This window comes from Streptomyces sp. NPDC044106 (assembly GCF_056433985.1).
Map to the genome: position 1 here is coordinate 320,432 of NZ_JBWKFZ010000008.1, position 21,418 is coordinate 341,849.

Consider the following 21,418-nt stretch of genomic DNA (forward strand, 5'->3'; position numbering starts at 1 on the left):
CGATGCACGCCTTTTCGGGCCCTCGTGCAGACGCGTCCGATGACTCCGGAGGAGGAAAGGTGCGCGCACGAATTCCTCGCCCGGTGGCCCTGGTGCTGCTGTTGACTCTTGTTCTGGGAGGGTGCGGCAGGGAGGGAAGTGTACCGGGAAGCGTCGGAGCGCTGACCCGTAGCATGCCGAGCCTCGAATATTCCGTCGGAAGCGGCGTCCACGGAATTGGTTCGCAGACTGTTTCCCGCGCCCTGGCGAAGAAGTCGATAACCATAGGAGTGAAGTCCGACCACCCATTCATGGGATTCGAGGATCCCGTGACCGGGGAACGCTCCGGGTTCGACGTCGAGATCGCGAAGATGGTCGCGGCATATCTCGGCTTCCGTCCGCGCGAGATCGCGTGGCGGACGGTCGCCCCGCAGGTGCGGGAGCTCTCCATCGCCAAGGGGGACGTCGACCTGTACGTGGGTGCCTACACGATCAACGACGAGCGGAAGAAGCAGGTCTCCTTTGCCGGACCCTATTACCAGGGAGGCCAGGATCTGCTGGTCGAGAAGGGGAACCGGAGCATTCACGGGCCGAAGGAACTGCGCGGCAAGAAAGTCTGCACGGTGACCGGATCCACCCCTTTCGAACGGATCCGGCAACCGAAATTCGGGGTGACCGTCGTGTCTCATGACAGCTACGCGCACTGCGTACAGGATCTGATCATGAACGTGGTCGACGCCGTGACCGCCGACGACACCATATTGCAGGGGTACGCGGCTCAGAACGAGGGACGCCTGCGAGTGGTCGGCAAACCCTTCTCCAAGGAGTTCTACGGCGTGGGCCTGGCCCGGCAGGACGCCGTCCTCCGCGACGCCGTCAACGACGCGCTGGAACACCACGTCCGCAACGGCGACTGGCTCCGGGCCTATCGCGCCACGCTCGGCCGCTCCGGCGTTCCCGCGCCGACACCGCCGCCGTTGCAGAGGTACTGAACCAGCGGTATCGAACCACGTCCCAGCGGTACTGCACCGCAGCTTGGAGGCGCCCATGGAGGTACTGACCGACAACGCCGGTCTCTTCTGGCAGGGCTTCATGGGCACGGTCAGGCTGATGTTCCTCAGCACGCTTCTCGCATTCGTGCTCGGGGTCGTGCTCGTCTCCCTCCGCATCAGTCCGGTGCCCCTGTGCCGCGCGCTCGGCGCGTCAGTGGTGACGGTGCTCTGCAACACCCCGCTCACCGTCCTCTTCTTCGGCGTGACGCTCGGCCTGCCCATGCTGGGTCTCACCGGGGCGAGCTACTTCACGCTGGCCGTCCTGGTGATGGGGGGCTACGCGTCGGCGTTCGTCTGCGAGGCGCTGCGCTCGGGCGTCAACACGGTGGAGACCGGCCAGGTGGAGGCCGCCCGCAGCCTCGGCATGTCCACGCTGCAGACGGCGGTGCTGATCGTGTTTCCGCAGTCCGGCCGGGCGGCGATCCCTCCCCTGAGCAACGTCGTGATCACCCTGGTCAAGAACTCCGCCCTCGCCGGCGGCTTCAGCGTCTACGAGCTGTTCAGCACCGAGAAGACCCTGGTGGAGCGCGGCTACACGGTAGCGGTCGTCTTCCTGTGGGTGACCGCCGCCTATCTGCTGCTGATCTCGGTGATCAGCACCGGCTTCCGGTTCCTCGAACGCCGACTGGCGGTGCCGCGATGAGGACCGAACTGTTCGAGGCCCCGGGCCCGCGAGCCCGCCGCCGTCAGGGCTGGTACACGGCGCTGGTCGCGGCGGTCACCGGTGGCGTGCTCTGCTGGGTCCTCCTCCGCTTCGCGGACGCCGGGCAGTTCGACGCGCGGATGTGGGAGGCGTTCACCTACCGCGGGGTCCAACTGCGCATCCTCACCGGCGTGGTGGACACCGTGAAGGCGTTCGTCCTCGCCGTGCTGCTCTCCCTGCTGCTGGGCTTCCTGTTCGCGGCGGGCCGGCTCTCGGCGCACCGCGTCCTGCGCGGCCCGGCCGGGGCGCTGGTGGAGTTCTTCCGCGCGGTACCGGTGATCATCACGGTCTTCGCCCTGTACGCCACCGACCTGCTGCGCTCCTGCGTGACCGCGGTCGCCGACCTGCTGCGGAACAACCTCGCGGGCCCGGGTGAATGGCTGGCGGCGAACTTCGCGAGCCCCACGCTGTGGGCCCTGGTCATCGGGATCGCGCTGTACAACGGCGCGGCCCAGGCGGAGATCCTGCGCGCCGGCGTCGGCGCCGTACCGCAGGGGCAGATCGAGGCGGGATATGCGTTGGGGATGCGCAAGGCACAGGTGATGACCGTGGTGGCCATGCCTCAGGCGGTACGGACCATGTTGCCGAGCATTATCAGCCAAATGGTAGTGACACTGAAGGACACTTCGCTCGGCTTCTTCATCATGTACGAGGAGCTTCTCTATGCGGGAAAACTCCTGGCACAGAACACGGCGACTCCTTACGGCTATCCCTACCTCCCCGTCCTGTGCGTCGTCGGTTCGTTGTACATCGTCACGTGCACTCTGCTTTCCGCGGTGGCCCGCCGCCTTGCGTCGCGCCATTCGTGCACCATTCCTTCCGGCCATCGGCAGAGCTATCTGGTGACCATGACCGGAATGGTGCGGAATCGGCGGGTGCGGTCCCGTGACAGTTTCCTCGAAGAGGGCCGAGGGAAGTAAAGGCGTATCCAATGCTGCCGCTTAATGGCGGCCGTGGCACATTCACCCCGTAGACGGAGAGAATCGGCATGGCCGAACCTGTGGAATGTGTGGACGACCTTTACCCCACTCGCGTCGAGACCGAATCGGTGCCCTTTGCGCGGCGCCATCCGGTGGTGTGGGACGACACTTCACCCGGCCCGCTGTCCACCGACGAGGTGGCGGCCTACGACCGGGAGGGATTCCTCGCCTTCGGCGCGCTCATCGAACCCGCCGAAGCGCGCGAGTGCCATGAGGAAATCCAGCGTATGGCCGCCGACGGCGCGCTGCGGTCTTCCGGGCGGGTGGTGGTGGAACCGGACTCCGAGGAGATCCGCTCCGTCTTCGAGGTCCACCGGTTCAGCGACGTCTTCAGGCGGGTGGTCCAGTCCGGCCGCCTCGCCGACCGCGCCCGGCAGGTCCTCGGATCGGACGTCTACATCCACCAGAGCAGGGTCAACTGCAAGGCGGCCTTCGACGGCTCGAAGTTCGGCTGGCACTCCGACTTCGAGACCTGGCACTCCGAGGACGGCATGCCCGCACCCCGTGCGCTGAGCTTCTCCGTCGCCCTCACCGACAACCTGCCGTACAACGGCCCACTCATGATCATTCCCGGTTCCCAGCGGACCTTCGTGCCCTCGGTCGGGCGCACCCCTGTCGGCTATCACAAGTTGTCGCTGCTGGGGAAGAACCTGCCGGCGGGGCCGGCCGACCGCAGTGCCGTGACGGCACTGGCCCTGCGGCACGGCATGCGGCAGTTCACCGGACCGGCCGGTTCCGCCGTCATGTTCGACTGCAACTGTCTGCACGCCTCCGGAGGAAACGTTTCACCGTTCCCCAGGACGAACCTCTTCGTCGTGTACAACAGCGTCGACAACCCGCTGACCACGCCCTACGCGGCTGCGGAAACACGACCGCGCTACCTCGCGGACCGGGACCTCACACCGGTGCCCCGAGCAGCGGACCGGCCGAGCCGATGAGCCGTGACACTTCGAGCGTGGTGTAGCCGCGCTCGAAGTGCCGCGGTTCGGACAGCATCAGAGAGACCAGGGCCAGCACCAGCCGCGCGTGCTCCTCGGCCGTTCCCGGCCAGGCACCGGCGTCGAGCATCCAGGGCTCGCTGTCCGCCGTCGCCTCCGTCACCCCCGCCCTGATGAGTGACTTGGACAGCTTGGCCCCGGACGTCGAAAGCACCACCGGCGTGAACAGGCGCGCCGGGAGCACCGCCCCCGGCCAGCACAGGAACGCCTCGTCGAGGAGGCGGCAACCCGCCGCCCAGTCGGCCCCCTTGACCACCACGGCGAGCGCGTCCTCCCGCGCGGCCACCCGCTCCTTGAGGAGGTTGCGGTGGAGCGTGCCCGAGCTGATGTACGCCCCGTCGTCCGACCCGTCCGCCCGGACCTCCACCACATAGCGGCCGTGGTCGAGGCAGACCGCCGACAGTTCCGCGCGCTCCGGCCCCGCCGTCAGCAGTTCGGTGTGCTCGCCCCGCTTCTGCGCCCAGCCGCACCGCGGGCACGGAGGGCTCAGGGACACCTCGCCGTGCGAGGGCGCGAGCACCCACCGCAGGGTGTCCATGCGGACCAGTGAGTCGAGGAACTCCTGCCGGAAGTCGCGTCGGCTCTGCTGCCGCGTGTACGTCTCGATCTCGTAGGCGACGCCGGTGGCCACGGACAGCGCGTCGAAGAAGCCCCCGTAGTACGTCCGGATCAGCTCCGCTATGCGCGTGCCGCCCAAGGTGTGGCGGAAGGAGCGTTCGTACCGCGTTCCCGTGCGCGGGCACCGGCGCGTCTCGCAGGCGGCGTTGTCCAGCGCGCCGAAGCGCAGCGTCACCTCGACACCGAACCGCTCCCGTGCCGCCCGGGCGAGCAGGAACGTGGCGGCTTGCATGACGCTGGTGCCCAGGTGCGGGGCGCCGTTGATCTGGACACCGGCGTAGAAGGACACGCGGCGGTGCCCGGTCGTCAGCAGCCGCGGGCGGATGAAGTCGACGCTGTGTCCGACGGCGCCGGTGGTCACGCTGACGGGCGAGACGGGCACGGTCCGAGGGGTGTCGGAGGAGGTGCTGGTGGAGTGGGTGCCGGGGAGGCGGGTGCTGTCGGTGGTGTCGGCGGGCTCCATGGACGTCCTCTCTGCTGGATGGGGCGTGGTGCCCTCTGCTACCGAGGGCGGGCGCAGGGGTCACCAGTGCCGGCGGACGGCGGACCGTGGCAGGTCCACGACGCGCAGGGGGCCGGTCCAGTGGGGTGCGGCCGACTCGTCCAGGGCCTCAAGCCGTGTCGTGCGCGAGCGGGCGGCCGTACGCAGCAGCTCCATCAGTCCGTCGCCGGTCAACCGGCTCGTGTACGGGTCCGTGCCTCGCCCCGCACCCGTGCGACCCGGCCGGACGCCGTCCTCCTCCGCCACCCTGCGACAGGCGAGGCCCACGATGAAGTAGGCCGCGGGCCAGGGGCCCGAGCGCCAGATCACGGCCTCGTCCCGCTCCTCAAGGAGGAGCACCTGATCAGGGTGGTCCTGGGTGAAGTCCCCGAAAGGCAGCGGGCACAGCGTGACGGCGCGTACGGCGAACCCGGCCGCCGCCAGCATCCCGACGGCCTTGCGGGGGCTGGAGTAGCTGCCGATGGTGATCCCCAGGCCTTCCCCCAGCGCACGGCCGTGCGCGATGACCGCGGGTATCAGCTTCAGGCCGTCCGTCCCCCCGCCGACGGAGCGGCGCAGGGCGTCGGCCTCGGGAGACAGCGGGACGTAGGGCGGATTGCTGGTGACGACCAGGGGGCGGCCCAGCGGGGCGGGGGCCGTGGCCAGCAGTTCGGCGGAGGACAGCGCGGTGAAGTCGCCGCGGGAGAAGGTGACGCGGCTGCCGTTGTCCGACGAGGCGTAGTGCTCGCGGGCCCAGGCCACGGTGTGCTCTCCCGAATCGATGCCGTGGACCCGGTCCGCTCCCGCGCGGGCCATGGCGGCCGCCGCGGCGCCGCTGCCGGAACCGAGGTCCAGGACCGCACAGCCGCCCGCGTCGATCAGGTCCTGCGCCACCCAGACCCCGATCTCGGTGTCGGCCGGTTCGAAGAAGACCTGCGGGGACGAGGGCGGGTCCAGGTCACGCGGTGTCAGATGCCGGTACGTGGTGACGCGGGCCGGTTTCATGGCAGGACCTCGATCCGGGGTGGAGGGGCGGCGGGGAAGGGCGCGGTGGACGATGCGGGGGCGAGGCGGACGATGTGGTGCGGAGCGCGTCACTTCGGTCCGGGGCCCTGCCCGCCCACCCACTCCAGGACGGCCATCGCACCGGTGAGTTTCATGGCCGCCTGTGTCCAGGCCAGGGACCGGGCCCCGTCCAGGACCTCACCGGATACCTCGTCCCCGCGGTGGGCGGGCAGATCGTGCATGAACAGGGCCTGCGGCCAGCGGGCCAGCAGGGTCGCGTCCACATGGAACGGCCGGAACGCCTCACGCCAGTCGGGGTCGGGTTTCGCGGTGCCCGTCGTCTGCCAACGGGTGGTGTACACGACGTCCACGTGATCGGGCAGGTGCGCCGGATCGTGCACCTCGTCCAGGGTGGCGCCCGTGACCGCGGCTCGACGCGACGCCTTCGTCAACTCCTCCGCCGGCAGCCCGTACCCGTCCGGAGTGCTGAAGGTGACCCGGGCCCCCGGCACGGCCGCCAGCGCGTGGGCGAGGGCCACGGCCGTGTTGTTGCCCTCGCCCATGTACAGCACGCTCACACCGGTCGGATCGCCCACCGCCAGGCGCAGGGTGGCGAGATCGGTGATCCCCTGGGTGGGGTGCTCCTCGGACGCCATCGCGTTGACCACCGGCAGGCCGCCCTCGACGGACAGCTCACGCAGCTCTGCCAGGGGGCCGGCGGTACGCGCGACCAGGAGGTCGAGCATGCGCCCCAGGACGCGACCCGTGTCGGCCACCGACTCACCGGTGTTCAACTGCAGGTCCTGCGGGCCGTACGCGACGGGAACGGCGCCCAGCCGCACGGCGCCGACGGTGAAGGCCGTACGCGTACGGGTCGAGGTCCTGGTGAACAGCACACCGGCGACGCTGCCCTCCAACGGCCGGTCGTGTGCGTACCGGTCGCGGTGCAACTCCACCGAACGCGCGGCCAGTTCCCTGATCACGGCCGGTTCCACCTCGGCCAGGGAGAACAGACCGCGGGCGGGGGCCGGTCCGGGCCGCGAGAAGTCGTCGTTGTCCATCGGTCCCTTTCGGTGGAGTGTCAGTAGAGGGTCAGGGTCCGGCCGAGGCCCCGGCGGACGGCGGCCTCGTACACCGCCCCGAGCAGTCCGACGTCGAGGACGGCCATGCCGAAGGGGTTGCTGATGACGTGGGACCGGGTGGGCCGGACGGCGGGCCGCTCACCGATGAGGACCTGGCCGAGGGTGCCGTCCAGGGCCTTGCCGGTGGAGTCCTGACCGTGCGCGCGGTCCTTCGGCGCACTGCCCGTGATCTGCCCCTCCCGCATCATGCGTCCCAGGACCCTGCGCGGGTTGTCGGCCACCAGGGCGACGTCGTCCACGAACACGGCCTGCGCGGTGAGGAACGCGTCGGGCAGCAGGTCGGCCAGGGACACATGCGCGACGAAGGTGCAGGGGGTGAGCCAGGCGGCCGGCAGGTACCCGCGGTCGGCGGTGGTCGTCGTCACCACCACCGGCGCGGCGGCCACCGCCTGCCGGGCACCCGGCTCCACCCGGACGGTGACGTGGGGGTGCCGCTCGCGGATCCAGCCCGCCAGGTCCTCGGCACGCCGCTGATCGGTGTCGTAGAGATGGAGGCGCGTCGTACTCGGGAACGTCGCGACCAGCAGCCCGGCATGGACGCGGGCGAGCATGCCGCAGCCGAGGAACGTCGCCGCGTCCCACTGCCCGGGGCCCAGATGCCGCAGGCTGACCATTGTGTACGCGGCCGTCCGGGTCGCGCTCAGCCAGCCGGCCTCGGCCAGCACGCGCGGTCGGGCGGTGTCCGGGTCGAAGAGCATGGCCAGCCCCGCGGCCCGCTCCCTGCCGTGGGACGGATTGCTGGTCGCGGCGTTGATGAGCTTGATCCCCCGCAGCGGGGGGCCGTCGTCGTCCTCCACCGCGCCGAGCATGGCCAGGGAACGGCAGTACGCGCCTTCGCCGTTGGTCCAGGGCAGGTAGCCCTCGGGAGGCAGCGCCACCCGGCCCGCGGCGTGCCGGCGCAGCACCCGTGCGGTCTCCGCGCAGACATCCACGTGCGCGAGGCAGGCGCGCACCGCCTCCCTGTCGAGAAAGAGCAGTTGCTCCGGCATCGTCGCCTTTCGGTTGGCGCGGTCGGTCAGGATGTTCGCGGCAGCAGGCCGGCGGCATCGAACGCCTCGGCGCCGCCCGGTACAGCCATGGCCCCGACCTCCTGGAAGAGCCGTACGGCGTGCCGGGACGCCCTGCGGATGCCCTGGTCGACCGAGGCCGACGGGTAGGAGTCGTGCACGACCTCCTCGACGGTCGACGGCGCGAGCCCCGCGGCGGCCAGCGACGCGCGGACGGGCCGCAGGTCGGGCAGCAGGCTGCAGCGGATCAGCTCGGGCAGGCAGCGCGCGATGCGGCCGCGCGACCCGGTGGACTCCTGTGCCCACAACTCGCGGAAGAACCGCGCGAAGAAGACGTGGTGCCAGCCCTCGTCCTTGGCGTGGTCCCTGACGATGTCCCGGACCACGGTCAGCACATCGGGATCCTTCGGTATGTCGTTGAGCACCGCGGTGATCAGCGTTTCGAAGACCACGACCTGCAACAGCTGGGCCAGGGCCGGCTCGTACGGCAGGGCCTCCGTCCCGATCGCGTCGAGCCGTCGCAGGAACGGACCGAAGTCGTAGGCGAGCGGCGCGACCCCCGACGCGGCGGCGACCTGCTGGATGACGTCGAGGCTGTAGAGGGAGTGGTACCCCTCGTCGCAGTAGATGCGGTACGCGTCCAGGCGGACGGCGCCATCCGTGTCGACCCCGCACCGGTTCCCGGCGATGCGTTCCGTGGCGCGGTTGACCACCCGCGTCTCGAACTGGGCCGTGAAGTCCAGGTACTGGAAGAGGTGCCTGGCGAGGAGCTCCCTCCGGCGCGCCTCGCCGAGCGCCACCACCCGCGGGTGGTTCAGGTAGGGCACCAGGGCCGGGGGGAAGAAGGCCCGTCTTGTCCCCAGTTCCTCCGCCAGGCGGCGCCGGGGACCGCTGCGTACCCCGGCGCGCTGGTACCAGTCGCGCTCCTGCGTGCTCACCGCAGCCTCACCTCGTTCAGGGCGGGGTCTTCAGGGGGCACGGGGGCCGTGACCGTGAATCCGTCGGCGATGCCGACCGGGGCCAGAGCCCGTTGGGCGCGCCACCGCGGTGAGTAGACGGTGTCGAGGTAGCGGTCTCCGCCGTCGGGGCACAGGCAGGCGATGTCGGTACGTTCGGGGCTCTCCCGGAACAGCCGCAGTGCCGACGCGACGAGCGCACCGGAACTGGAGCCCACCGCGATGCCGGTCGTCTCCTTCAGCCACAGGCAGGCGCTGACCGCCGACGGCGGATCGACGTGGACGGCCGGCCGGTAACCGTGCGGCAGGAACGTCGACTTCCGGCTCGCGCCGATTCCCGAAAGCACACGTTCGCCGTGTGCGTCGCCCAGAGCCATCGAGCCGACGACATCCACTCCGATCAGTTCCCACTCCGGTTCATGCGTGCGGACATAACTGTGGAAGCCCGCCAGCGTGCCCCCGGTGGACACCGCCACCAGCACGCTCACCCGCCTTGCGGGCAGCTGCGCGCGTAGCTCCGGCGCCGTCCACCGGGCGTGCACCGCGGGGTTGGCCGGGTTCGTGTACTGGTTCGGCCACACGAGCCCCGGCTCGCGGCGCACCTGCTGCGCGACGCGGGCGAGGCGGTTGAGCAGGAACCCGCCGGCGCCGTCCGGCTCCTCGACCACGATGACCCTCGCCCCCATGGTGCTCAGGGCGCTGCGCACCGACGGGCTGACCCGCGGGTCCACGACGGCGGTGAAAGGCACCTGCAGAGACGCGCTCACGGCGGCCAGTGCCAGGCCGAGATTTCCCGACGTCGACTCGATCAGACCGATACGGGGATCGATGCGGTCCCTGACGTCGTGCCAGAGCGCGAAGGCGGTGCGCCCTTTGATGGAGCCGTACGGATTATGCGATTCGAGTTTCAGCCAGAGAGTCCTGAGTGTATGGTCGTATTCGATTCCCAGAGGCACGACCGGACTGGGAGACCAGGAAACGCTCGCCGGTTCCGAGTTGTCGGGAAACCGGCCCGGAAAAATCTCCAAGGCACCTCCGTGGCGTGGTCTCACCAAAACCGGATATGGGGACAGCGCCGTCGCTATTCCCAGCCTATGGCCCCGTTTGGGGTGCCACAAGGAATGGAATGCGCCATATTGATGCGGCGGCCATCCATTGTCGGCATATGCCAATGATGCGCCTTTGGGGTACCTGTTGGTATCTGTTCTTTCGGTGCACTCCGGAGTATTCGCTGCGAGGGAGTGGTGTCCGGGCGTCAGGGCGTCGCGCGGCCACTACGCGCCACGGTGAGCCGGCGCGTGCGCACGACAGCACCCGCACCCCGCACGCAGGCCGAGCCGCCAGGGCATCGACCGCCACCAGGAAGCGTCCCGGAATCTCTGACGGCAACAGCAACTGCCGCAACAGCACCTCCCGCAGTGGACGACCTGGCGAGCCCCCCAGTGGCGCGACGCATACGGCACCGTCCGGACCTGCCGGCGCGCGGCCACCCGGTACCGGCGCACCACCGGCGCCCGTCCCTGCGCCGCCGGGCAAGGGGGCGTGCGACGCCGTGTGCCGCGCGGCCGGGGGAGCGCCGTCGCCGCCGAGCCGTCGCGCCCGGTCGACCGCGGTGCCGCGCCCGCCGCGGGAAGCGCGCCCGTGCGGTTCAGCCGGACGACGGCCAGCGCCGAGAGCGCCCCAAGCACCAGACAGCACAGCCACGGCAGCGCGGTCAGGCCCGTGCGCCGGCCGAGGTCCAGGGTCCACCCCACGAGCGCGTTGCCTCCGGCGGCGGCGAGACCGGAGAAGACGTAGAAGATGCCGAAGTGTGTACCGGTCAGCCGCGTCGGGCCGAAGAGCGGGACCAGCTCCATCGCCAGGGGATGCACGATCATGATGCCGAAATAGACCAGCAGCGCTCCGGCGACCACCGGACAGGCGTTGCGGACCGCCGTGCCCCAGTCGTCCGGCGCACCGGAACCGCACACCAGGAGAGGCGGTACGAAACCGGCCGCTGTCAGGACGATGCCGCGCGCGATCCACACCGGGCCGCCACCGCGCCGGGCCAGCGCCCGGGTGACGCGCAGTTGCCAGACCATGTTGGCCAGCGCCCCGATCACCAGCACCGTGCTCGCCGCCTCCTGGCGCCCGGTCACCTGGCGCGCCCCCTCGGGCAGCAACAGGTACACCTGGTTCTCCAGGGTGCTCATGCCTGCCATGGCCACGGCGAAGGCGATGAAGGGGCGGTTGCCGAGGACCTCTCTCCAGTCCCCGCGGACCGTGGTCCCGCAGTGCGGGGCCTCGCGGGCGGGCAGCGCGTACATCTGGGCCAGGGTCAGGACCGCGAAGACGCCGGAGGCGACGAGGGCGCAGATGCGGAAGTCGACCAGGAGCAGCACTCCGCCCAGGGTCAGCCCCAGCAGTGATCCACCGGTTGCGAAGACGTTGAGCAGTGCGAAGGCCTCGGCCCTGCGGTGCCCGGCCTCCTGGGCGAGATAGGTCCGCACCGCCGGGTAGAACAGGGCCCCGGCCAGCCCGCTCAGCGCCGAGGCGGCGAGCAGGAGCGGCAGGCTCGACCCCACCGCGAACAGCGCGAATCCCACGGTACGCAGCAGGCAGCCGAAGATGATCACGCCGCGGGGGCCGAGCCTGTCGGCCGCGGAGCCGCCGAGCACGAACAACCCCTGCTGGCTGAGGTTCCGTACCCCCAGAACCAGCCCGACCAGCGCGGCCGAGAGCCCCAGATCCTGACCGAGATAGGTCACCAGGAAGGGGATGAGGAGGTAGAAGCCGACATCCACCCCGAATTGATTGATGAGCAGCAGCCGTACCGCGAGGGGAAAGCTACGGTATGCGCGAAGCGTTTTCATGCCAGTTCCCGAGAGTGGCCCCCCACCGAGTGGTAATCCGGGCCGAGTGGTTGTGAGCGGCCCAGGACAGGCAGCGGGATCACATCCGCCTCACTGCCACGCCCCGACGCCTTCGTCTGCGAGGAAATCGGTCGGTCATATTTCCTGTGGCGACAGCAGCGGTCCCCGGGGCGGAATCTGCACGGTGTCACCAGTCCTCACGTCAGCCCCTCGGCTGAATTCGGATCCGGACGGCGGAATGGCGCGGACGGTGGCCGGAAAACGCCCGATCCGGCTCGGGGGCTCCCTACCGATGTCCGCGAAGGGTCTCTACGGTGAGTCGACGATCGGCGATACCACTCGAAACGCACGGCGGAATTTGTGTTTCCCCCTTTCGCCAGGAGGCGGATATGACGGGCAGTACGGGTAGGGGTACGGGAACCGGCTCCGCGCACACCGCGGGCCGCACCATCCTCACCATCGCCGGCACCGGTGAGGCCGGCTCACGAGGAGACGGCGGGCCGGCCGCCCTGGCGACGCTCAACCAGCCGCGGGCCTTGGCGGCCGACGCGTCGGGCGCCCTCTTCATCGCCGAGTGGAAGGGCCACCGGGTGCGGCGGATCGCGCCGGACGGCACCATCACCACCGTCGCGGGCACCGGTGAGGCCGGCTACGGCGGTGACGGGGGCCCGGCCGCCCGAGCGCTGCTCAACGAACCGGGCGGCCTGGTCTGTGACGCCGCGGGACATCTGTACATCGCCGACTACTGGAACCACCGGGTGCGGCGGATCGCGCCGGACGGCACCATCACCACCGTCGCGGGCACCGGCGAGGCCGGCCACGGCGGTGACGGGGGCCCGGCCGCCCGAGCACTGCTCAACGAGCCCAGGGGGCTGGCCCTGGACGGCGCGGGCACGCTCTATGTCGCCGAGTGGAAGGGGCACCGGGTCCGTGCCATCGACACCGACGGCCGCATCACCACCGTCGCGGGCACCGGCGAACCCGGTGGTGGACCGGACGGCGTCCCGGCCGTCGAGAGCGACCTGCACCACCCGATAGACATCGTCACGGACGCCGCGGGCCGTCTGTACATCGCCGACTGCTGGTCCCACCGGGTGCGTGTGGTGTCGCCCGACGGGCTGGTCACGACCGTGGCGGGCACCGGCGAACCCGGCTACGACGACCGCGCCGCCGCTGCCGCCAGCCCGCTCCACCAGCCGCGCGGCGTCGACCTGGACCGCGAGGGCAACCTCTACGTGGCCGATTCCCTCAACGAGTGCGTCCGCGTCGTCCGTCCGGACGGCGGTATCACGACGGTGGCCGGCGGGCCCCCCGGTGAGGAGCGGGAGAGCGGCCCGGCCGCCGGAGTGCTGCTGCGCTACCCGCGGGCGGTGCGGATCACGCCGGGCGGGGACCTCGTCATCGCCGAGACCGATCGCCATCGGGTCCGCAAAGTCACCACGGCCGTCTGACACCACGCTCCCGGCGCCGGGCGGCCGGTGGGATGCGCACGCCTCATGAGACGGCTCCTTCCGGTACGAAGCACCGCGTCCGCCGACCGGAGGCAACCCTCCGCGCCCAGCGGCGCATTGCTACTGCGAACAAGCCTTGTTGCCTCCAGTCTGTCCCCCTTTGCCCGGTCAACTCGCGGTTGAATCAGTACGGGTTAACAAGTGGGACAGTAGGAAGAGCGTGCTGTCATCCCTCGCGTCCCGGCGCGACGGTGATCCCTGTGGACCGTTGGAACAGGGCGCCGGAATGACGGTGCGGCAGGTCGACGATGCGCAACAGCTCGAAGCCCTGGCTCAGGTAGTAGCGGTGCAGCAGGCCGTTGGTCTTCCACGCCTCCAGCCGCAGCCAGGGCTTCTCCCGCCGCGCCGCCACCCGGCCCGACCAGTCCAGCAACCGCGCGCCCACCGACTGTCCGGCGGCCGTCCGGCTCACCACCAGGTCGTGGACGTACAGGGCCGCGTCGGGATCGTCGTCCGCCCACCACTCGGGATCGCCGTGCTCCTCGACGGTCAATGTCCCCACCAGCAGGCCGCCCCGGAAGGCGAGATGGCAGTCACCGGCTTCGACGGCCCCTTGGATGCGCCGGCGCCTGGGCGGGTACTGCCACTGGTCGAGCCCCTTCGAGGCGAGCCAGCGGCTCGCCTCCACCCACAGCTCTTCCACACGGTCCAGCTCGTCGGGCCGCGCGGGCCGGATCCGCAGGTCGTTCATGACGCACGCTCCTCGCCGCCGGTGCGCGAACGGCTACGGCGCAGGGCCACCGCCGCGTGACAGGCGATCCCCGCCGCGAGGGCGTCCTCGTCGATGTCCGCCCGGTTGGAGTGCAGCGCAGGAGCCCGCTCCGGCTCGAGTCCGGGCGGACACGCGCCCAGAAAGGCCATGGCGCCCGGTACCGCGCGCAGGACGTACGAGAAGTCCTCGGCGCCCATCACTGGTGCGGGCAGCACCTGGACCCGGTCGGGGCCGAGCACCCGCGCCGTCGTACGCAGCACGTACTCGGTGAACGCCGGATCGTTGCGGGTCACCGGATACCCGGGCCGGATCGACACCTCGGCCGCCGCCCCGTGGGCGGCGGCGACTCCCGTGGCGACCCGCTCGACCATCTCATGCACGCGTACGCGCGTCTCCTGCGACAGGGTGCGCAGCGTTCCCCCGAGGTCGACCGTCTCCGGGATGATGCCGGACGCTGAGCCCGCGGCGAGGGAACTCACCGTGACGACGGCCGGGTCGGCGATGTCGACGGTCCTGGTCACCGCGGACTGCAGGGCCAGGACGACCTCGCAGGCCACCGGCACGGGATCGCACGCCGTGTGCGGCGACGACGCGTGCCCGCCGCGGCCGCGGACGACGATGCGCAGCTTGTCGGAGGCGGCCATCTGCGGGCCGGGGCGCAGCCACAGCGTGCCGCTCGGCAACCCCGGCATGACGTGCAGGGCGAACGCGGCGTCCGCCGCGCGGCCGTCCCCGCAGAGCACTCCCTCCTCGATCATGTGGCGGGCGCCGTGGTGGCCCTCCTCGCCGGGCTGGAACATGAACACCACACGTCCGGCGAGGTCGTCGCGCCGCTCGGCCAGTAGCCGGGCCGCGCCGACCAGCATGGCCATGTGGGCGTCGTGCCCGCAGGCGTGCATGGCGTCGGGGACGCGCGAGGCGAACGGGAGACCGGTGGCCTCCGACAGGGGCAGCGCGTCCATGTCCGCGCGCAGCAGGACCACCGGGCCCTCCTGCCGGCCGTCGAGCGTCGCGGTCACCGAGGACAGCCGCCGACCGGTGCGAACCTCCAGGCCCAGGCCGTCCAGCGACTCCAGGACGCGTCGTCGGGTCGTCGGCAGATGCAGGCCGATCTCCGGATCGGCGTGCAGGGAGCGGCGCAGTGCCACCGCGTCGGGCAGGAAACGCCGGGCCTCGTCCAGGGTTACGTCACCGCTCGGCATCCGCACTCTCCTCTCCGCGACCACAGTAGGGATTGCGCATGGGTGCCGGGCAGATGGCCGCACCACGGAAGTCCGCGTTTCGGTCAGTGTGGTGACGAGAGGTGTTGTCCTGTTCGCCCTCCTGCCGACGGCCCACGGCACTGGCATGCTCGTCATGACACAGGCTCTCAGCCCCATCTCCCATCCCCCGGTCAGCGGAAGAAGTGAGGGACGGCCATGACCGTGTCGGACGCGGACGCCGGGAGGGCGTCACGGGCGCCCTGGCAGTGGCGGGAGGAGGAGTGGCGTCGGCACGTCGAGCGGGTCCGCGCCGGGCGCAGCCTCAAACCGGCTCGGTGGCCGCACGGCGCCCGGGCCGCCGTCGCGTTCTCCTTCGACCCCGACCACGAGACGATCCCGCTTCGGGACGGGGAGGTGCTGCCGGGCAAACTCTCGCAGGGCGAGTACGGGGCCCGGGTGGCGGTGCCGCGCATTCTCCGGCTGCTGGAACGGCACGCCCTGCCCGCGACGTTCTTCATGCCGGCCGTGTGCGCGCTCCTGCGCCCGCAGGAGGCCCGGGGCTACGTGGAGCACGGCCATGAGGTCGCCATCCACGGCTGGATCCACGAGCGCAACACGGAACTCGGCCGCCAGGACGAACGGGAACTCGCCTTCCGGTGCGCGGAGACCCTCGAACGGCTCACCGGACAGCGGCCCGTGGGCATCCGCACCCCGTCCTGGGACTTCAGCGAACACACGCTGGACATCACCCTCGAACTCGGACTGTCGTACGACTCCTCCCTGATGGCCGACGACGACCCGTACGAGGTCCTCTCCTACGGGCGGCCGACGGGACTGGTCGAGATACCTCCCGAGTGGATACGGGACGACGCCGTCTACTTGAACATGGACCGCTACAGCGCCGTGCGCCCGTACACGATGCCGCGGCACGTACTGGAGCTGTGGCGGGACGAGTTCGACGCCGCCTACGCCGAAGGCGGCCTGTTCGAGATGACCCTGCACCCGCACGTCATCGGCCATCGGTCGCGGATCGTCGCCCTGGAGGAGCTGCTGGAGCACGTCTGCGGGCGCGCCGACATCTGGTACGCGACGCATGCGCAGGTCGCCCAGCATGTACGTCACGAGACGGCGCTCGGCGACGGCCGCCCCGCCACGTGACCGGACAGCGTGCTGAGAGGCGGGGTGCCGTGAGGCGGGGTGCCGGTCGACGTCACGAACCCGCGCACCGGTCCAGTACCGTCAACGCCGCTGCCACCGAGGGCGGTTCGGCCGCCGACCACGCGGCCCGGCACGCCGCCCACAACGCGTCCTCGGGATCTCCCCGCCCGGTCAGCACCAGCTCGCGGTCCCGCACACCGCTCACCCAGCCCCCGCACCGGTAACCGCAGGACTGCTCCTCGACGCGGCGCGCGGGAGCCAGCAAACCGCGCAGGTCCGCCGCCAGATGTGTCGGGCGGCGGTGCTCCGGGGCGGTGAGCAGGTCGTGCGCGGTGGTGGCACCGGTGAGGACCACAAGGCTGTCGAACCCGGCACTGCGCGCACCCTCCACGTCGGTGTCCAGCCGGTCCCCGATCATGAGAGGCCGCCGGGCACCGGCCCGGGCCGCGCCCTCCCGCAACAGGGCGGCGGACGGCTTGCCCGCCACGGTGGGGACGGCTCCGGTGGCGGCCCGCACCACGCCCGCGAGAGCACCGTTGCCCGGCGCGGTGCCCCGGTGCGTGGGCGCGCTCGGGTCGGCGTTGGTGACGATCCACGGCACTCCCCGCCCCACCGCGTACGCCGCCTCGGCCAGTTCGCGCCAGCTCACCGTCGGCGCGAAGCCCTGGACGACGCAGCCGGGATCCTCATCGGCCGAGCGCACGGGCTCCAGGCCGTACGCCCGTAACGCGGCCAGCAGTCCTTCGCCCCCGATGGCCAGGACCCGGGTGACCGGTGGGCGCAGCTCGGCGGCCAGGCGGGCGGCGGCCTGGGCCGAGGTCACCACGTCGTGCTCCGCCGCGGGCAGGCCGAGCCGCCGGAGGTGTCCGGCCACCGCGAGGGGCGTGCGGTAGGCGTTGTTCGTGATGTAGGTCAGGCGCATGCCCAGCGCCCCGGCGCGCGTCAGGGACCGGGCGGCGTGCGCCACCGCATGCGGCCCCACGTAGACGACACCGTCGAGGTCGAGCAGCGCGGTGTCGTACGCCCGCGCGAGGGGAAGGGGGCCCGGTTCGTCGGCCACGGCGAAGTGCCCGGTCATCGCACCGTCCTGGATCAGTCGGAGACCGCTCGGCAGGCGTGGCGCCCGCAGGGGCAGGGCCATCATGACAAGGGCGCAAAGCACACACAATGCCCGGGCGCGAGGCCGCGCGGGTTGCCGCCGAGCTGCGCGATGGCTAGGGGAGGTGCTGTGGTGCACCTTCCTCGATGGTGGTCGCGCAGGCGGTGAACGCCTCGTCGTCGCCCCCGTACGGATCGAGCACGTCGCGGTCACCGAGGAACAGGGCGAGTTTGTGGGCGGTCGCCCCGTCGGCGAGGCGGCGCAGCTCGGTCAGGACCGCGCGGTCCATCGCCAGGACGACGTCCGCCCACTCCACCAGGCCGGAGCTCACCTGAACGGCGCGGTGAGCACTCAGGTCGTACCCGCGCTCGGCCGCGACAGCGATCATGCCGGAGTGCGCGGTCATGCCGACCCACATGTCGATCAGACCCGCGGAACGGACCTGCACCGCCGCCCCACCGTCCTGCGCGAGCACGCAGGCGGCATACGGCGAGCGGCAGATGTTACCGAGGCACACGGTCAGGATGCGCATGGTCCCTCCGGGGCGGCGGTGAGTCTCGCGGGGGCCGGACCGTCGGAATGCGGTCGTCCCCGAGAACGTGGCGGACAACCTATGCCTGCCTGGGTTCTCGCCGGCAGGCCCGGCGGTGCGGGAGCGTAGCAAGGTCTGCTGGGCCTGTCTTTCGGATCAGGCCGGTCCTGGCCCCGGACAGATCCGAAAGACAGGCACCTTGGCCTACCCCGGCGATGTGACAGCTCGTGACGGATGAGAGGGTCTGGCGGGTGAGCGAGACACCGATGAACACTTTGCAATACCGCTTCGACGGGCCAGAAGACGCTCCGGTCCTGATCCTTGGTGCCTCACTCGGTACCACCTGGCACAGGTGGTAGGAGCCGTCTGTTGGCGTCTATGTGGTCCAGCTCGGGAGCATTTGACCGAGTTGGGATCTTGCCGTCCAGGCGTGTCAACGGTGTTGGTGACACGGACGTGACAGATTTTGCCCCCATCGGATCGTTTCGGCGGCTGCCCGTTGTGCCAGGGGGTTGCGGATCAGGCCCTATCCTCGGATCCCTGCCCCGTCACCCGAGGAAGCCCCGTCGTCTGATTGCCGAGGCGCGCGTATTTGTGGATGCTCCGGCACAGCCACAGAGTGGCGGGCTCCGGTGAGTTGTCTTGCGCGGCGCGTCGGCCTACCTGCTTCGATTCCGTACCGTATACCCGCAGGAACGAAATCGGGCGGCTGGTCCGAAAGTTGAAGATCAATCAGGCAGTGGCCATGCGCTTCGACAAGCGGGCATACGTCTTTCACGGCACGGTGACCGTGGCCGCGATCCGGTTGTGGCTGCGCTCGTGGGTGCGACGCGTCTCATGGGTGGTGTCCTTCTGCGACCAGGGTTTGCCGCAGCCCCAAGGCTGATTGAGGAGAATTCGCAGTGCGTATGTCATCGCGCGCGTGGCCCCTGGTGCCACTCGCTGCTCTGCTGGTGACGGGATGCTCCTCCTCGGAACCCCCGGCGACAGCGTCTGCCAAGCCCGCCGCCGGAGGTACGGCGGCGGCCGTACCGATCAAGGCAGATGGAGTCGACAAGAGCTCCATCTGCCAAGCCGCGCTCACGGATGCCCAGCAGCAGGCTGCCGGTATCGAGGACGCCGAGCCCGACTCGGACAAGGGCGAAGTCAGTTGCTACTTCTTGATGACGTCCGACGAGGACAATCCGGCAGGCTACGTCGTCAGCCTGTTCAAGGACGAAGCCGCACTGCTCCAGGTCGCCGATGCGACGGACTCGAGCCCGACGAAGGCCGTCCCTGTGATCCTCAAGGGGCGTAACGCTGCGCGGCAGGTCATGTACGGCGACACCTGGCGGTCGTCGCTCACGGTGGACATCGGAGCGGGGCAGTTCCTGTACGTCGAGAGGTACTCGCCCGCCCACGTGGTAGCCGAGAAGGACCTCAACAGCCAGGCGCACAAGGTGGCTGGACAGGTGTTGGAGAATCTGGGGAAGAGACGTGCGTAGCGGAATCGCCGCGGTCGCCACTTGCACCGGGGTGCCTCTGCACAGCTACGTCTCAGCCAAAGCCTGACCGCTCTCATGGTCACCGGGTGGTCACGGATAGCGTTGCTTCGCTCGGGTTAACCCTCACCTCACCGGAGACAACAGTGACTCGCTCGACCCGGCTCGTCGCGGCCGCGCTCACCGCATCCGTGGCCCTTCTGCTGACCGCCTGCGGAGGATCGGACGACAGCAAGGACCACGGCAAGGTCGTCGGCGCTGACGCGGGCAGCGAGAAGGCGGCTTCGTCGTCGCCGTCCGCGTCGGCGGATGGGGCCAAGCGGCCGGAGATCAAATTGCCCAAGACGTTCCAGGCGAATTTCGAAGGCTGGACGAACAGCGATCCGAAGCTGCAAGCCATTCTGGACGATGGGAAGGGCCGACTGCGGGCCGGGTATGCCGCCATCATGGCGGGTGACCCGCAGTTCAGCGCGCTGAAGTTCTACAACACGGGCACAGCTCTCAAATCCGGACCCGAGTGGGTAAAGACGTACAAGGATCTCACCCTCAAGGGGAGCGTCCGCGTCTTCAATCCCCAAGTGCATGTGAGCAATGAAGGGTTCGGCGTCCTCTTCTACTGCGTTGACGAGTCCAAGGGCTACACCCGGAATCTCAAGACGGGCAAGGTCGCAGGTACGCCAGAAGGCGAGGATCCCAAGATCCAGTACCGAACGCGGCTGGACAGAAATGCCCAGGGTGTTTGGCAGACCTCAACCGTGGAGACGGGCGAGGGAGGTTGCGACCGGTGACATCCCTCCGTCGTTTCGTCGACGGCACCTTGGTGCTACTGGCTGCCACAGCTGTCCTGGTTCCTTCACCAGCACTCGCCCTCGGCGACGGCGGGAAGGAGTCGCCGGTAGGCGGGGGGACACATGACTCCGTGGAAGGCGATGTCTCGGGTAAGGACCTGATGGCTTCGGTGTCCAACTCGAAGATCAAGCTCACGTATCCCGGCGGCCGGACGGCGAAGGCGTCGGTGGGTGAGCTGAAGTCCGTGGACCCCAACTGGGAGCCTCCGGCCTGTTGGTACGAGCCGGTCTTCTCTCCGAAGCAGCTCAAGGACGCGGTCGCGACCGGTGAGGGCGGGCTGGTGAACGCCCATGTGTGGTGGAGCAACGGCTTGTGGGTGGACCACTATGAGAAGGGCAAGGCAGACTCCAACTTCGACCTGAATCTCCCCGGAGACACCACGGCTGGCGGTTACAAGAAGTACAACCTTGGCAAGAAGGGGATGTTCTGGCGCAGCACGGTCCGCGAGGGCATGTACCAGGACTCCAAGGCGTGGGACTGCGGCCGCATCATGTTCTGGCAGGACGAGGGCACCATCCCCAAGGACAAGAACGCCCCCACTCCCGAGACGCTCGCCGCCTTCGCGTACGACAAGATCAAGGTCCCGGACACTGAGGTCGAGCTGAAGCCCGAGGGCAAGTCGACGGTGAACCTGCCCACTTGGGCGTGGCTGGACAAGACCACCTTCAAGGACGTCACAGTCCGCGCCGACCTGCCCGGCACCGGCCTGTACGCGGTGACCACGGCCAAACCCGTCGCCCTCCACCTGGAGCCGGGCACCGAGGATGCGAAGACCTTCCCCGCTTCCGGCGACTGCCCGGTCAATGAGGACGGCTCCATCGGTGCCCCGTACAAGAAGGGCGGCGCCGGGCAGGAGCCGCCGTGCGGGGTTCAGTACCTCCGCGCCACGAGCGGTGAGCCGTATCAGTTGAAGGCGTCGATCACCTGGGAGATCTCCTGGGAGGGCACGGGTGGCGCGAAGGGCGAGCTGCCGGATGGCACCTTCGAGACCACCCAGGACATGAACGTCCAGGAGATCCAGTCCATCAACCGCTGACCGAGGCGGCAGGCCGGTCCGGTCTGCACACGTCAGCGCGTCGCACGTAGAACCATGTCAACCAA

The 21,418-nt window shown here is 70.0% G+C and carries 20 protein-coding genes and 2 pseudogenes; 10 read left to right on the forward strand and 12 right to left on the reverse strand.

The annotated features are described in order from the left end of the window. Nucleotides 1-59: 59 nt before the first annotated feature. The 4 genes from AC07DI_RS16940 to thpD all read left to right on the forward strand — a co-directional run bounded on the left by AC07DI_RS16940 (nt 60) and on the right by thpD (nt 3,652). Complete coding sequence (locus tag AC07DI_RS16940) at nt 60-971, forward strand: glutamate ABC transporter substrate-binding protein (RefSeq protein ID WP_384248133.1); 912 nt, start codon at nt 60-62, stop codon at nt 969-971. 55 nt (nt 972-1,026) lie between these two features. Then, on the forward strand, nt 1,027-1,674 hold the full coding sequence (locus AC07DI_RS16945) for an amino acid ABC transporter permease (protein WP_478905047.1): 648 nt from the start codon (nt 1,027-1,029) through the stop codon (nt 1,672-1,674). Continuing rightward, nucleotides 1,671-2,654, forward strand: a complete 984-nt coding sequence (locus AC07DI_RS16950; RefSeq protein WP_478905048.1) for an amino acid ABC transporter permease — start codon at nt 1,671-1,673, stop codon at nt 2,652-2,654. The genes AC07DI_RS16945 and AC07DI_RS16950 overlap by 4 nt, the downstream gene beginning before the upstream one ends. Before the next feature lie 68 nt (nt 2,655-2,722). Beyond that, nucleotides 2,723-3,652, forward strand: coding sequence for an ectoine hydroxylase (thpD, locus tag AC07DI_RS16955; RefSeq protein WP_478905049.1), 930 nt, complete (start codon nt 2,723-2,725; stop codon nt 3,650-3,652). On the opposite strand, the gene AC07DI_RS16960 is transcribed toward thpD, so the two are convergent. The 7 genes and pseudogenes from AC07DI_RS16960 to AC07DI_RS16990 all read right to left on the reverse strand — a co-directional run. Beyond that, a complete protein-coding gene (locus AC07DI_RS16960) occupies nt 3,612-4,793 on the reverse strand; it encodes a hypothetical protein (RefSeq protein ID WP_478905050.1) in 1,182 nt (393 codons plus the stop codon). The two genes, thpD and AC07DI_RS16960, sit on opposite strands and share 41 nt — an antisense overlap. 60 nt (nt 4,794-4,853) lie before the next feature. Next, on the reverse strand, nt 4,854-5,816 hold the full coding sequence (locus AC07DI_RS16965) for a methyltransferase domain-containing protein (protein WP_478905051.1): 963 nt from the start codon (nt 5,814-5,816) through the stop codon (nt 4,854-4,856). Nucleotides 5,817-5,905: 89 nt separating this feature from the next. Then, complete coding sequence (locus AC07DI_RS16970) at nt 5,906-6,877, reverse strand: ornithine carbamoyltransferase (RefSeq protein WP_478905052.1); 972 nt, start codon at nt 6,875-6,877, stop codon at nt 5,906-5,908. A gap of 20 nt (nt 6,878-6,897) precedes the next feature. Further along, a complete protein-coding gene (locus tag AC07DI_RS16975; protein WP_478905053.1) occupies nt 6,898-7,947 on the reverse strand; it encodes an ornithine cyclodeaminase family protein in 1,050 nt (349 codons plus the stop codon). Between the two features lie 26 nt (nt 7,948-7,973). Further along, nucleotides 7,974-8,903 (reverse strand): diiron oxygenase, encoded by a 930-nt coding sequence (locus AC07DI_RS16980; RefSeq protein ID WP_478905054.1) that lies wholly within the window; start codon nt 8,901-8,903, stop codon nt 7,974-7,976. Further along, nucleotides 8,900-9,877 carry a pyridoxal-phosphate dependent enzyme gene (locus AC07DI_RS16985; protein WP_478905055.1) on the reverse strand — a complete coding sequence of 326 codons (978 nt, stop codon included), beginning with the start codon at nt 9,875-9,877 and terminating at the stop codon, nt 8,900-8,902. Before AC07DI_RS16985 ends, AC07DI_RS16980 begins: the two co-directional genes overlap by 4 nt. A gap of 654 nt (nt 9,878-10,531) precedes the next feature. Then, nucleotides 10,532-11,773: pseudogene (locus AC07DI_RS16990) on the reverse strand (MFS transporter); the annotation flags it as partial. A gap of 389 nt (nt 11,774-12,162) precedes the next feature. Here AC07DI_RS16990 and AC07DI_RS16995 point away from each other — a divergent pair. Further along, nucleotides 12,163-13,224, forward strand: a complete 1,062-nt coding sequence (locus tag AC07DI_RS16995) for an NHL repeat-containing protein (RefSeq protein WP_478905056.1) — start codon at nt 12,163-12,165, stop codon at nt 13,222-13,224. Nucleotides 13,225-13,450: 226 nt separating this feature from the next. On the opposite strand, the gene AC07DI_RS17000 is transcribed toward AC07DI_RS16995, so the two are convergent. Both AC07DI_RS17000 and AC07DI_RS17005 read right to left on the reverse strand, forming a co-directional pair. Continuing rightward, entirely contained in the window at nt 13,451-13,975 is a 525-nt protein-coding gene (locus AC07DI_RS17000; protein WP_478905057.1) for a GNAT family N-acetyltransferase, read from the reverse strand. After that, nucleotides 13,972-15,198 carry a M20 metallopeptidase family protein gene (locus tag AC07DI_RS17005; RefSeq protein WP_478905058.1) on the reverse strand — a complete coding sequence of 409 codons (1,227 nt, stop codon included), beginning with the start codon at nt 15,196-15,198 and terminating at the stop codon, nt 13,972-13,974. Before AC07DI_RS17005 ends, AC07DI_RS17000 begins: the two co-directional genes overlap by 4 nt. A gap of 216 nt (nt 15,199-15,414) precedes the next feature. On the opposite strand from AC07DI_RS17005, the gene AC07DI_RS17010 reads away from it, so the two are divergent. Further along, nucleotides 15,415-16,356: a polysaccharide deacetylase family protein gene (locus tag AC07DI_RS17010; RefSeq protein ID WP_478905059.1), complete on the forward strand. Its 942-nt coding sequence runs from the start codon at nt 15,415-15,417 to the stop codon at nt 16,354-16,356. A 52-nt stretch (nt 16,357-16,408) separates the two neighbouring features. Here the strand turns inward: AC07DI_RS17010 and AC07DI_RS17015 are convergent, their stop codons facing one another. Both AC07DI_RS17015 and AC07DI_RS17020 read right to left on the reverse strand, forming a co-directional pair. Continuing rightward, nucleotides 16,409-17,434, reverse strand: a complete 1,026-nt coding sequence (locus AC07DI_RS17015; RefSeq protein WP_478905104.1) for an HAD-IIA family hydrolase — start codon at nt 17,432-17,434, stop codon at nt 16,409-16,411. A gap of 136 nt (nt 17,435-17,570) precedes the next feature. Further along, complete coding sequence (locus tag AC07DI_RS17020; protein ID WP_478905060.1) at nt 17,571-17,987, reverse strand: low molecular weight protein-tyrosine-phosphatase; 417 nt, start codon at nt 17,985-17,987, stop codon at nt 17,571-17,573. Nucleotides 17,988-18,642: 655 nt separating this feature from the next. Here AC07DI_RS17020 and AC07DI_RS17025 point away from each other — a divergent pair. Next, nucleotides 18,643-18,804 (forward strand): annotated as a pseudogene (locus tag AC07DI_RS17025) (IS5/IS1182 family transposase); the annotation flags it as partial. Here AC07DI_RS17025 and AC07DI_RS17030 read toward each other — a convergent pair. Further along, entirely contained in the window at nt 18,762-18,902 is a 141-nt protein-coding gene (locus AC07DI_RS17030; RefSeq protein ID WP_384248730.1) for a hypothetical protein, read from the reverse strand. The pseudogene AC07DI_RS17025 and the gene AC07DI_RS17030 overlap by 43 nt on opposite strands. Here AC07DI_RS17030 and AC07DI_RS17035 point away from each other — a divergent pair. The 3 genes from AC07DI_RS17035 (at nt 18,896) to AC07DI_RS17045 (ending at nt 21,353) form a co-directional block, all read left to right on the forward strand. Beyond that, on the forward strand, nt 18,896-19,471 hold the full coding sequence (locus AC07DI_RS17035; protein ID WP_478905061.1) for a DUF3558 domain-containing protein: 576 nt from the start codon (nt 18,896-18,898) through the stop codon (nt 19,469-19,471). The genes AC07DI_RS17030 and AC07DI_RS17035 overlap by 7 nt on opposite strands. Before the next feature lie 143 nt (nt 19,472-19,614). Then, on the forward strand, nt 19,615-20,256 hold the full coding sequence (locus tag AC07DI_RS17040) for a hypothetical protein (RefSeq protein WP_478905062.1): 642 nt from the start codon (nt 19,615-19,617) through the stop codon (nt 20,254-20,256). Then, a complete protein-coding gene (locus AC07DI_RS17045) occupies nt 20,253-21,353 on the forward strand; it encodes a hypothetical protein (protein ID WP_478905063.1) in 1,101 nt (366 codons plus the stop codon). Before AC07DI_RS17040 ends, AC07DI_RS17045 begins: the two co-directional genes overlap by 4 nt. Nucleotides 21,354-21,418 lie beyond the last annotated feature (65 nt).